This window comes from Burkholderia sp. PvR073, from assembly GCF_054055695.1.
Window position 1 is genome coordinate 247,408 of record NZ_JBSRXO010000005.1, and the last position, 12,438, is coordinate 259,845.

Below are 12,438 nucleotides of genomic sequence, written 5' to 3' on the forward strand. Positions count from 1 at the left end.
CCATCAGTCCATCAAATAAAAAGGGAAGCGAGGCTTCCCCATTACCTGGAGCGGGAGACGAGTCTCGAACTCGCGACCTCAACCTTGGCAAGGTTGCGCTCTACCAACTGAGCTACTCCCGCATTGTCCTGCACCTGCAGCGCTTTGCCGTACAACACGCTGCCAGAAAATCTGGAGCGGGAGACGAGTCTCGAACTCGCGACCTCAACCTTGGCAAGGTTGCGCTCTACCAACTGAGCTACTCCCGCATATGTCCTGCATCTGCAGCGCTTTGCCGTACAACACGCTGCCAGAAAAATCTGGAGCGGGAGACGAGTCTCGAACTCGCGACCTCAACCTTGGCAAGGTTGCGCTCTACCAACTGAGCTACTCCCGCGTATTGCTGCTTACTGCTTCCGTCACACACTTACTTCGTCGTGCAGCGGAGAAGCGAGATTATGGCGAAGGCACATTCGTGTGTCAAGGGCTTTTCCAGCCCTTTTTCCAAAAACCGTCGCGATCGAATGGGCGGATTCTGTCACGCGCCGCCGCGCTCGCGAATCTGCGGCCATGCGAGCTTCATGTAGTACAGCATCGACCAGATCGTCAGCACCGCCGCGAGATACATCAGCCACTCGCCCCACACGCGCGTGTCGATCGTCGCGATGCCGAGCGGCAGCGGGCCGTAGTACAGCAGCATCGGGATCGCGACCATCTGGCACGCGGTCTTGAACTTGCCGAGCTGGTTCACCGCGACGCTCTTCGACGCGCCGATCTGTGCCATCCATTCGCGCAGCGCCGAGATCGCGATCTCGCGACCGACGATCACCAGCGCGATCGCCGCATCGACCCGCGAAATCTGCACGAGGATCAGCAGCGCGGCCGTCACCATCAGCTTGTCCGCTACCGGATCGAGGAAGGCGCCGAACGACGACGTCTGGTTCCACTTGCGGGCGAGAAACCCGTCGAACCAGTCGGTCAGCGCGGCGAGGATGAAGATCGCCGCTGCCGCGAGGTTGCGGTGCGCGCCGCCCATCACCGTGTCCGGCAGATAGAACACGCCGACGACGAGCGGAATCAGCACGATCCGGACCCACGTCAGGAAAATCGGGAAATTGAACGGCATGGCATGCGGGTCAGTAAGGGATTCGCAATTGTGCCGTGTCGACCGGCCTGCCACAAGGACGCAAGAACGCGAGAGCGCGGGCAGGCGCGGCCGGTCGCACGGCCCGGATCAGTGAAGCTGCTTGTAGATCTGCTCGGCGAGCGCGTGCGAGATGCCCTCGACGCTCGCCAGTTCCTCGACGCTCGCGGCGACCACGCCGCGCAGCCCGCCAAACCGCGCGAGCAGCCGCTGACGGCGTTTCGCGCCGATCCCTTCGAGCTCCTCGAGCCGCGACGTCTGGCGGGCCTTCGCCCGCTTCGCGCGCATCCCGGTGATCGCAAAGCGGTGCGCCTCGTCGCGGATCTGCGCAACCAGCATCAGCGCGGCGCTCTCCTTGCCGAGTTCAAGCGGCGTGCGGCCGTCCGCGAACACGAGCGTCTCGAGGCCGACCTTGCGCCCCTCGCCCTTCGCGACGCCGACCAGCATCGACGTGTCGAGCCCGAGCTCGGTGAACACCTGTCGCGCGATCTCGACCTGTCCCTTGCCGCCGTCGATCAGCACGATGTTCGGCAGCAAACTCGAGGCCTCGGCCTGGCGCGTCGATTCGCCGTCGATGCCGGCGGCGTCATCGGCGGCCGCCGCCTGCGCGGCCTGCTCGACCATCTTCTCGTAGCGGCGCGTCAGCACCTGCCGCATGGCCGCGTAATCGTCGCCCGGCGTGATGCCGGTGATGTTGTAGCGACGGTACTCGCCCGATTGCATCTTGTGATGGTGGTAGACCACGCATGACGCCTGCGTCGCCTCGCCCATCGTGTGACTGATATCGAAACACTCGATCCGCAGCATCGCGAGATCGTCGCATTCGAAGCTGAGTGTCTCCGCGAGCGCGCGCGTGCGCGCCTGCTGCGAGCCCTGCTCGGACAGCAGCCGCGCAAGCGCGAGCCGGGCATTCTGTTCAGCCATCGACAGCCATGCGCGCCGCTGCCCCTGCGGCTGCCGCACCAGCGATACCTTGTGGCCGGCCTGCTCGGACAGCAGCTCGAGCAGGTCGCGGCTCGCGGGCGCATGGCTCACGACCAGCACGGGCGGCACGCGATTGCCGAGATAGTGCTGCGCGATGAACGCATCGAGCACCTCGGCCTCGACCGATGCCGCCGGCACAGCCCCGCCACGTGCGGCGCCAGTTTCGTCCGCGGGCTCGCCGGGCAACGCCGCGGCGGCTTCGTCGGCACCGTCCGCCCCGTCGGCTTCGTCGCCGAGCCCGCCTTCCGCAAGCGTGAGCGCACTTTCGACATGCGCCGGGAAATAGGCCTTGTCACCAAGATGCCGGCCGCCGCGCACCATCGCCAGGTTCACGCACACGCGTCCGCCCTGCGCGACCACCGCCAGGATGTCGACGTCGCTGTCGCTGCCGACCTCGATCGCTTGCTGGTGCAGCACCGTCGCGAGCGAACTCATCTGGTTGCGCACGGCCGCCGCCTGCTCGAACTTCAGCTCGGCCGCGAACGCGTGCATCTTCTGCTCGAGCTCCTTCATCACTTCCGACTGCCGGCCGAGCAGGAAGCGCGCGGCGTTCGACACGTCGATCGCGTAGTCGTCCGCGGAAATCGCGCCGACGCACGGCGCCGTGCAGCGCCCGATCTGATGCAGCAGGCACGGCCGCGTGCGGTTGTTGAAAACCGAATCCTCGCAGGTGCGCAACTGGAAGACGCGCTGCAGGATCTGGATGCTCTCGCGCACGGCCCACGCGCTCGGAAACGGTCCGAAATACTGGTTCTGCTTGTCGACCGAGCCGCGGTAGTAGGCCATGCGCGGAAAGCGGTGCGCGGTGAGCTTCAGGTACGGGTACGACTTGTCGTCGCGAAACAGGATGTTGTAGCGGGGCGCGAGCGCCTTGATCAGGTTGTTCTCGAGCAGCAGCGCCTCGGCCTCCGAGCGCGTGACGGTCGTCTCGATGCGCGCGATGCGCGTGACCATCATCGCGATGCGCGGCGACAGCTGCGTCTTCGTGAAATAGCTCGACACGCGCTTCTTCAGGTCGCGCGCCTTGCCGACGTAAAGCACGGCGCCCGCCGTGTCGTAGTAGCGGTAGACGCCCGGCATGTGCGGCAACTGGGCGAGGATCTTCTTCGGTTCGAACGGGATGTCGGCGGCTTCTGGGGATGTCATGCGTGATCCGGGGGCCTTGTGGCGCGGAACGGGTCCATTAGAATCGCCAGTTTAGAGCATTCACCGGCCCGCTTCGATGCCCCGCACCGCCCCCGCCCCCGCTTCCGCTTCACCGCTCGCGCCCGACGAACCGATCGCATGCGACCTCTTCTGCACCGTGATCGACAACTTCGGCGACATCGGCGTGTGCTGGCGCCTCGCGCGCCAGCTCGCGCACGAACACGGCTGGCAGGTGCGCCTCTTCATCGACGACCTCCACACGTTCGCGCGGCTGCGGGCGGGCGTCGATCCCGAGGCGGCCCGGCAGACGCTCGACGGCATCGTGGTCGAACACTGGCATGCGGAAGTCGGCGACGCGCTCGAGATCGCCGATGTCGTGATCGAGGCGTTCGCGTGCGAGCTGCCCGGCGCGTATCTCGCGGCGATGGCGCGCCGCACGCGCCGCCCCGTGTGGATCAATCTCGAATACCTGAGCGCCGAGGACTGGGTCGCCGATTTCCATTTGCGGCCGTCGCCGCATCCGCGCTACCCGTTGCTGAAGACGTTCTTCTTCCCGGGGCTGTCGGGCGGCACGGGCGGCGTGCTGAAAGAACGCGATCTCGACGCGCGCCGCACGGCCTTCGAAGCCGACGCGGCGGCGCGTGCCGCGTGGTGGCGGCATGCGATCGGCGACGCGCCGCCGGCGCCCGGCACGACGGTCGTCAGCCTGTTCGCGTATGAAAATCCGGCCGTCGACGCACTGCTCGCGCAGTGGCGCGACAGCCCATCGCCCGTCGTCGCGCTCGTGCCGGCCGGCCGCGTGTCTCCGGCCGTCGCCCGCTTTTTCGGGGTCGAATCGTTCGGTGCCGGCGCACGGGCGACGAGCGGCAACCTGACCGCATACGGGCTCGCGTTCGTCCCGCAGGCCGACTATGACCTGCTGCTGTGGGTGGCCGACGTCAATTTCGTGCGCGGCGAAGATTCGTTCGTCCGCGCGCAATGGGCGCGCAAGCCGTTCGTGTGGCACATCTACCCGCAGGCCGACGATGCGCACCTGCCGAAGCTCGACGCCGCGCTCGCGCACCTGTCGGCCGGCCTCGCCGACGCGCCGCGCACGGCGCTCGAGCGCTTCTGGCATGCTTGGAATGGCGTCGGCACGCCCGATTGGGGCGATTTGCTCCAGCATCGTGCCGCACTCGACGCCAACGCGGCCCGCTGGGCCGATGCACTGGCGAGCGTCGGCGATCTCGCCGGAAAGCTGGCGGAATTCGCAAAATCTCAGTTAAAATAAGCGGTTATCCGACGGCTGACTACGCAAGCGCTCGCGTTCGAGGCACTTGGCGCCCATCGGAACTCACCCCCGCTTGCGCCGTCAGCCGTTGCGCAACGCTCAGGCATCTATTTATTTGATTGGATCAGGACAGTTTTTTATGAAGACCGCACAGGAACTCCGCGTAGGCAACGTCGTGCAGATCGGCAGCGACGCATGGGTCATCGCAAAGACGGAATACAACAAGTCGGGCCGTAACGCCGCCGTCGTCAAGATGAAGATGAAGAACCTGCTGACGAACGCAGGTCAGGAATCGGTCTACAAGGCCGACGACAAGTTCGACGTCGTCATGCTCGACCGCAAGGAAGTGACGTACTCGTACTTCGCCGACCCGATGTACGTGTTCATGGACGCCGACTACAACCAGTACGAAGTCGAAGCGGAAATGATGGGCGAAGCGCTGAACTACCTCGAAGACGGCATGGCTTGCGAAGTCGTGTTCTACAACGAGAAGGCGATCTCGGTCGAACTGCCGACGATCCTGGTTCGCGAGATCACCTACACGGAACCGGCCGTCAAGGGCGACACGTCGTCGGGCAAGGTGCTGAAGAACGCCAAGCTCGCAACGGGCTTCGAACTGCAAGTGCCGCTCTTCTGCAGCACCGGCGACAAGATCGAAATCGATACGCGTACGAACGAATACCGCAGCCGCGCGTAATCGCCTGCGATTTCCGTATCGAACAAAGCGCCCTTCGGGGCGCTTTTTGTTTGCCTGCCGTCAACAGCACTGAGGGCGTTGGCACCATAGGTCACACAAAATCCAGCACTAAAGGTATTCAATTTGTATCATCGGTAACTGTTTTATAGCGACAGAGAAATAATGCACGTCAGGCGTGCAGCGGGGCATAAAATCAGTCTTTAATCTGACATGCGGCTGCGGCTGGCTCGACGGCCGACAGCCCGCCTCTCTTGACTCGACTCGCGTCCACCATGCCACACGCCCTGATTGTCGAAGACGATCCCAACAGTCTGTCCGGCCTGACCGCGCTGCTTGCCGCAGACGGCTTCTCGGTCGACACGGCCACGTCGCTCGCCGAGGCACGCACGGCGCTCGGCCGCTCGATTCCCGATGTCGTCCTCGTCGATCTGAACCTGCCGGACGGCAGCGGGTTCGACCTGCTCCAGCACCTGCCGCAGCAGCAGCCGAACGGGTCGCTGCCGGTGATCGTGCTGACGGGCAACGCGACGGTGGAGAGCGCGATCGAAGGCCTGCGTCACGGCATCTGGGACTACCTGCTGAAGCCGATCAACATTCCGCGCCTGCGCAGCCTGCTGGCCCGGATTCCGCGGCCCTACGAACTGATCGACGAAGTGCGGACGCTGCGCGCGTCGCTGCGCCACCTCGGCCGCTTCGGCGCACTGGTCGGCCGCAGCGAGGCGATGCAGCACGTGTACGACATGATCGAGCACAACGCGGGCACCGAAACGGCCGTGCTGTTCGCAGGCGAAGCCGGCACCGGCAAGAAGCTGGCCGCGCGCACGCTGCACGACCTGAGCCGGCGCCGCAAGGGGCCGTTCGTGTCGTTCGACTGCCGCACGATCGCGCAAGCCGGCCGTCACGGCGCGTCGCTCGACAGCATCCTGTTCGGTCATGAGCGCGGCGCGTTCGACGGCGCCGAGCGGCGCGAATCGGGCCTGTTCGAACAGGCCGGCGGCGGCACGCTGTGCCTCGACGAGATCACCGCACTGCCGCTCGTGTTGCAGGAGGCGCTGCTGCATGCGCTCGACTCGCAGAACTTCATGCGGATCGGCGGCACGAGTTCGATCGCGAGCGACTTCCGGCTGATCGCGACCACGCGCCGCCCGGCCCGCGAGGCGGTCGCGAACGGCATGCTGCGCGAGGATCTGTGGCTGCGTCTCGATGCGGCCTCGATCACGATGCCGCCGCTGCGCGAGCGCGACGGCGATGCGCTCGCCATCGCGGACTCCCTGATCGACGAACTGAACCGCGACGCGGGCGCCACCGGCCGCAGCACGACCGACAAGCGCGCGGCGCAGGGCTTCGTGCGCGAATGCCTGTCCTACGAATGGCCCGGCAACGTGCGCGAGCTGCAGGAGCGCGTGCGCTTCGCCTATGACGCGTCCGGCGACTTCATCGAGACGCTGCGCGCGGGCGAAGCGAGCTTCGCGGCCGGCGCCGCACTGAACGGCAGCAGCGTGCAGATCAAGGTCGGCACCCCGCTGTCCGACGTCGAGGATCTGCTGATCCGCGCGACGCTCGACGCGGTCGGCGGCACGCGCCATCGCGCCGCCACGCTGCTCGGCATCAGTCCCAAGACGCTGTACAACAAGCTCCAGCGGATGAAGGTCAACTGACCGGGCCGCCGTTGTTGGAGGCGCTGGCGGGAGCTGACGGTTAGTTGCGTTAAAACGTATCGCCCTGCGCTTCACGCCCCAATGAAAAAAGCCGCGCCAATGCGCGGCTTTTCGCTTTCGGCAACGGGAGAGCGGCATCGCGCCGCCCTTCCCCGCTTACGCCAGTGCGCTGCTCAACAGCGCCTGCGCCTGCAGATACTCGGGCTGCGCGATCAGCTTGTCCCACTTGAGCGACTTGCCGCGCGCCCGCATCCGCTTGAGGCGTCGCACCGACTCGGCCGACGCCTGCGCCTTCAGCCCGTTCAGCACGACCTCGGCCGCCTCCGGCTGGTTGCAGACGAGCACCATGTCGCAGCCGGCGGCGAGCGCCGCGTCGGCCGCCTGCGTGAGCGTGCCGCCTTCGCGTGCCGCCTCCATCGACAGGTCGTCGCTGAAGATCGCGCCGGTGAAGCCCAATTGCCCGCGCAGGATGTCCTGCAGCCACACGCGCGAGAAGCCGGCCGGCCGCTTGTCGACCTGCGTGTAGATCACGTGCGCGGGAATCACGGCGGACAGCGACAGCCCGAGCCAGTCGTACGGCGCGACGTCCTGCTTGAGGATCGCGTCGAGCGGCCGGTCGTCGGTCGGCAGCGCGACGTGCGAATCGGCTTCCGCGAAGCCGTGCCCCGGGAAATGCTTGCCGCAGTTCGCCATGCCCGCGAGCGACAGCCCGTGGTTCAGGCTCTTCGCGAGCAGCGTGACGACGCGCGGGTCGCGATGGAACGCGCGATCGCCGATTACCTTCGAGTGCCCGTAGTCGAGGTCGAGCACCGGCGTGAAGCTCATGTCGATCCCGCACGCGCGCAGCTCGGCGGCCAGGATGTAGCCGACCGCGGTGGCGACCTTCGTCGCGAGCAGCACGTCGCGGTCCCACAATTCGCCGAGGCGGCGCATCGCGGGCAGCACCGTGAAGCCGTCGGTGCGGAACCGCTGCACGCGGCCGCCCTCATGATCGACGGCGATCAGGATGTCCTCGCGCACCGCGCGGATCGAATCGGTCAGCGCGGTCAGCTGCGCGCGGTTCTGGAAATGCCGCGCGAACAGGATCACGCCGCCGGTGTTCGGATGGGCAAGGCGCCGCGCATCGTCGCGCGACAGGGCCGTGCCGACGACGTCGAGCATGACCGGGCCGGGAGTCGTTTTCATCGAATCGGGAAGTCCGTCAGGGAGTGGTTCGGGAAACAGGTGCGGGTGCGGGCGGCGGGGCGGCGTCGGTCTCGGCGACCACGAACGACACCGCGTAGTCGCGTTCGTCGCTGACCGTCACGCGGGCCGTGATGCCGCGCGCGGCGAGCCAGTCGGCCAGCTCGCCCGACGCGACGACGTACGGTTCGCCGCTGCGCTGGTTGAGGGTCTGCAGCGCGCGCCAGGTCATCGGCCAGTGCATGCCGAGGCCGATCGCCTTCGAGAACGCTTCCTTCGCGGAAAAGCGCGTCGCGAGGAACGCGATGCCGCGCGCCTCGGAGCGCGCGCGGCGCGCGTGGAACACGCGCAGCTCGTCGGGGCCCAGCACTTTCTCGGCAAACCGGCCGCCCGTGCGCTCGAGCACGGCCGCGATGCGGCTCACCTGGACGATGTCGGTGCCGATACCGTAGATCGCCATGTCAGCGCCCGCCGTGATGCGCGGACGATGCCGGGTGGCGAGCGAAGCGCGCGCGGAGGGAATGCATCGTCAGCGCGCGCCGCCGTGCAGCGCGGCGACACGCGCGGCGACCATGATCGCCTTCATCTCACGCACCGCGTTGTCCCAGCCCGCGAAGATCGCGTGCGCGACGATCGCGTGGCCGATGTTCAGTTCGACGATGCCGTCGATCGCGGCGATCTGCTGCACGTTCGTGTAATGCAGACCGTGGCCCGCGTTGACCTTCAGGCCCAGTTGCGCGCCGGCCTGCACGCCCGCGACGATGCGCTCGTATTCGCGCTGCTGCTCGGCTTCGTCGTGCGCATCGGCGTAGCGGCCCGTATGCAGCTCGACCACCGGCGCACCGGCTTCGTGCGCGGCGCGGATCTGCGTTTCGTCCGGATCGATGAACAGCGACACGCGCACGCCGGCGTCGGCGAGCTGCTTGCAGGCCGCACGCACGGCCTCGAAGCGGCCGGCGACGTCGAGGCCGCCTTCGGTCGTCAGCTCCTCGCGCTTCTCGGGCACGAGGCACGCGTCGTGCGGACGCACTTCACACGCGATGTCGAGCATCTCGGCCGTCACCGCGCATTCGAGGTTCATGCGCGTCTTCAACAGCGGGCGCAGCTTGCGCACGTCGGCGTCGACGATGTGGCGGCGGTCCTCGCGCAGGTGCAGCGTGATCACGTCCGCACCGGCCTCTTCGGCGGCGAGCGCCGCGCGGACCGGATCGGGATAGGCCGTGCCGCGCGCGTTGCGCAGCGTCGCGACGTGGTCGATGTTCACGCCGAGATCGATGGCGGTGGGCGTTGTCAGGAAGAAGCTCATAGGTTTTGCAGGTCGATCAGGATCTGACGCGTGGCAAGCGGCGTACCGCCGAGATAGGTGTTCAGCAGGAAGCGCATCAGCGTCTTGCTTTGCGCAACCGTCTGGGCTCGATGGTAATCGTCCTGCTCCATGTCGAGCAACGTCTGTCCGGTAATCACCGGCCAGTGTGACGGCACGTCGTCATCGGCATTGCGCACGCCGCGCTCGGGATCGAACACATAGCGGCGTTCGGGTTCGACCGCGCGGCGCGCGACCGTGCGGTTCAGCGCCATCGCATAGCCGGTCTCGCGCAGCAGCACGCGTTCGAACGAGCGCAACACCTGCACCGCGGGTTCGCCGTGCGCGAGGCGCGTGAGCGTCAGCACGTAATGATTGAAGAGCGGCGGCTGGGGATCCTCGCGCGCGCAGAATTTCACGAGCAGCTCGTTCGCGTAGAAGCCGCACAACAGCCCGTCGCCGCCGAGCGGCAGCATCCCGCCCACCCACTCGGCGCCCGTCAGCGTGCGCACTTCGGATTTGCCCGACCAGGACAGCAGCAGCGGCTGGAACGTCTGCAGCACGCCGCGCAGCGCGGAGTGCGGGCGCTTCGCGCCCTTCGCGACGAGCGCGAGGCGGCCGTGATCGCGCGTGAGCACGTCGATGATCAGGCTCGTTTCCCGGTACGGATAGCTGTGCAGCACGAACCCAGGCTGCTCGGCGACGCGGAAATCGGACGTGCGAGACGTCGCGCGCCGCGCCTTGCGACGCGGCGGTTCGGGCGGTGCCGGCAGCGGCGCGTCGTTCGCGCCGGCGGTCACCGCGTCTTCGGTCGACGTCAGCGCGTCATTCGTACCCATAGGCGCGCAGCCCCGCCTCGTTGTCGGCCCAGCCGCTCTTCACCTTCACGAAGGTCTCGAGATACACGGGGCCGTCGAACAGCCTCTCCATGTCCATCCGCGCCTCGGTGCTGATCTGCTTGAGCTTCTCGCCCTTCTTGCCGATCACCATCGCCTTGTGCGAATCGCGTTCGACGAGGATCGTCGCGAAGATGCGCTTCAGGCGCCCTTCCTCCTCGAACTTGTCGATCAGCACGGTGCTCGTATATGGCAGTTCGTCGCCGGTCCAGCGGAACACCTTCTCGCGCAGGATTTCGGCCGCGAGGAAGCGCGAGCTGCGGTCGGTCAGCTCGTCCTCGCCGTAGATCGGCTCGCCTTCCGGCAGGTACGGCTTGATCGTTTCCAGCAGACGCTTGATGTCTTCCGGCCGCTGCGCCGACAGCGGCACGAGTTCGGTGAATTCGCGCAGCCCGCTCATCTGCTGCATGAACGGGAACAGCGTCGCCTTGTCGGTCACGCGGTCGATCTTGTTCGCGATCAGCAGCGTCGGCATGCCGGGCGGAATCAGGTCGAGCACCTTCTGGTCGTCGGGCCCGAAGCGGCCGGCCTCGATCACGAACAGGATCACGTCGACCGACGTGAGCGTCGACGTGACCGCGCGGTTCAGCGAGCGGTTCAGCGCGGTGCTGTGACGGGTCTGGAAGCCCGGCGTGTCGACGAACACGAATTGCGCGTCGTCGAACGTATTGATGCCGGTGATGCGATGGCGGGTCGTTTGCGCCTTGCGCGACGTGATGCTGATCTTCTGGCCGACGAGTGCGTTCATCAACGTCGACTTGCCGACGTTCGGACGGCCCACGATCGCGATCATGCCGCAACGGAAACCGGTAGGAGCGGGAGTGTTCATATCGTTTGGGAGACAGGTTCTGAACCGGCCGCGCGGCGCGCGGCCCGATCGGTGGGCAATTCAGTGGTCGGCATCGGCCGCGCGCGCCTGCGCGGCAGCGAGCGTGGCGCCGCCCGGCGGCGTCTCGGTATCGGGCGCCGCGGCGTCGCGGGCGCGCGGCGTCGCGCGCGAAGCGGCATCGGAACCGGCAGCCGGCTTGTCCGCGGACGACACGGCCGGATCGGCCGCCTGGCCCGCCGGTTTGTCGGCCGCACGGGCTGCGCCTTCCGCGGGCTTGTCGGCACGCTCGGCCGGCTTGTCCGCCGCGCGCGAGCCGGTTTCGCCGCGATCCGACGGCTTGTCGGACGCCTTCTCGGCAGGTTTGTCGGGCGTCGGCTTCGCGGAACGGTCAGCCTTGTCCGCGGCCGTTTCCACGTGCGCCGCGCGAATCGCGGCCATCGGCGCCGGCGTCGGTCGCTCGCTCGTCGGCGCGTCGGCGTCGGTCGCCGCAAGCGCGGCCGCGGCCGCCTTCGCGTCGCGCGCCGCCGCACGCTCCTTGCGTTCCGGAGAACGCAGGTCGAGCGCTTCCTGCACACCCTTCACGCCCGGCACGATTTCGGGCTCGACGTGCTTCGATCCGCGTGCGTTCTTCGAACGCTTCGGCTTCGCGGCCAGCATCGGCGCGGCCGCCAGCACCTCGTCGAGCGCCTTCTTCGCGGCAGCCTGCTCCGCCGCCCGCCGGCTCGCGCCGGAGCCCGACACCTTCACGTCGAGCTTCGGCACCGTGCATTCGACCTCGAACTGCTGATTGTGCGCCGCACCATGCGTCGCGACGACCGTGTAGGTCGGCAGCGCGATCTTGTGCCCCTGCAGGTACTCCTGCAGCAGCGTCTTCGCGTCCTTGCCGAGCGTGCGCGGATCGATGTGGTCGAGAATCGGGATATAGAGGCGCTTGATGACCCCTTGGGCGGCTTCGAAGCCGCCATCGAGGAATACGGCCCCGATGATGGCTTCGAACGCGTCCGCGAGGATCGACGGGCGGCGGAAGCCGCCGCTGCGCAGTTCGCCCTCGCCCAGCCGCAACCCTTCGGAGATATTCAGGGCCTGAGCGATTTCATACAGCGACTGCTGTTTGACGAGATTGGCGCGCACGCGCGACAGGTCGCCTTCGTCCAGCTTGCTGAAACGCTGGAACAAAAGGGCGGCCACCGCGCAATTCAGAACGGAATCGCCGAGAAACTCGAGCCGTTCGTTATGCGTGGCACTGTGACTGCGATGGGTCAAAGCCTGGCGCAACAATTCCGCATTGCGAAATTCGTAGCGCAGCCGGCTTTCCAACTGGGATGGGGGCATGTGCAGGAGTATAACGCG

At 66.9% G+C, this 12,438-nt stretch carries 11 protein-coding genes and 3 tRNA genes; 3 read left to right on the plus strand and 11 right to left on the minus strand.

Annotation, left to right across the window (positions count from 1 at the left end):
• Positions 1-46 precede the first annotated feature (46 nt).
• The 5 genes from ACVK00_RS17795 to uvrC form a co-directional block, all read right to left on the minus strand.
• A tRNA-Gly gene (locus ACVK00_RS17795) sits at positions 47-122 on the minus strand.
• A 50-nt stretch (positions 123-172) separates the two neighbouring features.
• Positions 173-248 (minus strand) — tRNA-Gly (locus ACVK00_RS17800).
• A 52-nt stretch (positions 249-300) separates the two neighbouring features.
• A tRNA-Gly gene (locus ACVK00_RS17805) sits at positions 301-376 on the minus strand.
• Positions 377-517: 141 nt separating this feature from the next.
• Complete coding sequence (gene pgsA / locus ACVK00_RS17810; RefSeq protein ID WP_006757520.1) at positions 518-1,105, minus strand: CDP-diacylglycerol--glycerol-3-phosphate 3-phosphatidyltransferase; 588 nt, start codon at positions 1,103-1,105, stop codon at positions 518-520.
• Between the two features lie 108 nt (positions 1,106-1,213).
• The gene (uvrC, locus tag ACVK00_RS17815; RefSeq protein ID WP_284900838.1) at positions 1,214-3,253 is read right to left on the minus strand and encodes an excinuclease ABC subunit UvrC; all 2,040 of its coding nucleotides are present in this window, start codon (positions 3,251-3,253) and stop codon (positions 1,214-1,216) included.
• A gap of 76 nt (positions 3,254-3,329) precedes the next feature.
• On the opposite strand from uvrC, the gene earP reads away from it, so the two are divergent.
• The 3 genes from earP (at position 3,330) to ACVK00_RS17830 (ending at position 6,878) form a co-directional block, all read left to right on the plus strand.
• Positions 3,330-4,523: an elongation factor P maturation arginine rhamnosyltransferase EarP gene (gene earP, locus ACVK00_RS17820; RefSeq protein WP_354122942.1), complete on the plus strand. Its 1,194-nt coding sequence runs from the start codon at positions 3,330-3,332 to the stop codon at positions 4,521-4,523.
• A gap of 139 nt (positions 4,524-4,662) precedes the next feature.
• The gene (efp, locus tag ACVK00_RS17825; protein WP_006751871.1) at positions 4,663-5,220 is read left to right on the plus strand and encodes an elongation factor P; all 558 of its coding nucleotides are present in this window, start codon (positions 4,663-4,665) and stop codon (positions 5,218-5,220) included.
• Positions 5,221-5,492: 272 nt separating this feature from the next.
• Positions 5,493-6,878 (plus strand): sigma-54-dependent transcriptional regulator, encoded by a 1,386-nt coding sequence (locus ACVK00_RS17830; RefSeq protein ID WP_166726087.1) that lies wholly within the window; start codon positions 5,493-5,495, stop codon positions 6,876-6,878.
• A gap of 156 nt (positions 6,879-7,034) precedes the next feature.
• Here the strand turns inward: ACVK00_RS17830 and nagZ are convergent, their stop codons facing one another.
• From nagZ to rnc, 6 genes are all read right to left on the minus strand, one after another.
• Positions 7,035-8,063 (minus strand): beta-N-acetylhexosaminidase, encoded by a 1,029-nt coding sequence (gene nagZ, locus ACVK00_RS17835; protein WP_228907166.1) that lies wholly within the window; start codon positions 8,061-8,063, stop codon positions 7,035-7,037.
• A gap of 16 nt (positions 8,064-8,079) precedes the next feature.
• The gene (gene acpS, locus ACVK00_RS17840; protein ID WP_166726085.1) at positions 8,080-8,520 is read right to left on the minus strand and encodes a holo-ACP synthase; all 441 of its coding nucleotides are present in this window, start codon (positions 8,518-8,520) and stop codon (positions 8,080-8,082) included.
• Between the two features lie 69 nt (positions 8,521-8,589).
• Complete coding sequence (pdxJ, locus tag ACVK00_RS17845; protein WP_284900836.1) at positions 8,590-9,366, minus strand: pyridoxine 5'-phosphate synthase; 777 nt, start codon at positions 9,364-9,366, stop codon at positions 8,590-8,592.
• Complete coding sequence (gene recO / locus ACVK00_RS17850; protein ID WP_284900835.1) at positions 9,363-10,202, minus strand: DNA repair protein RecO; 840 nt, start codon at positions 10,200-10,202, stop codon at positions 9,363-9,365. The genes pdxJ and recO overlap by 4 nt, the downstream gene beginning before the upstream one ends.
• On the minus strand, positions 10,189-11,088 hold the full coding sequence (gene era, locus ACVK00_RS17855) for a GTPase Era (RefSeq protein ID WP_166726083.1): 900 nt from the start codon (positions 11,086-11,088) through the stop codon (positions 10,189-10,191). The genes recO and era overlap by 14 nt, the downstream gene beginning before the upstream one ends.
• Positions 11,089-11,148: 60 nt before the next feature.
• Complete coding sequence (gene rnc / locus ACVK00_RS17860) at positions 11,149-12,420, minus strand: ribonuclease III (protein ID WP_284900834.1); 1,272 nt, start codon at positions 12,418-12,420, stop codon at positions 11,149-11,151.
• Positions 12,421-12,438 lie beyond the last annotated feature (18 nt).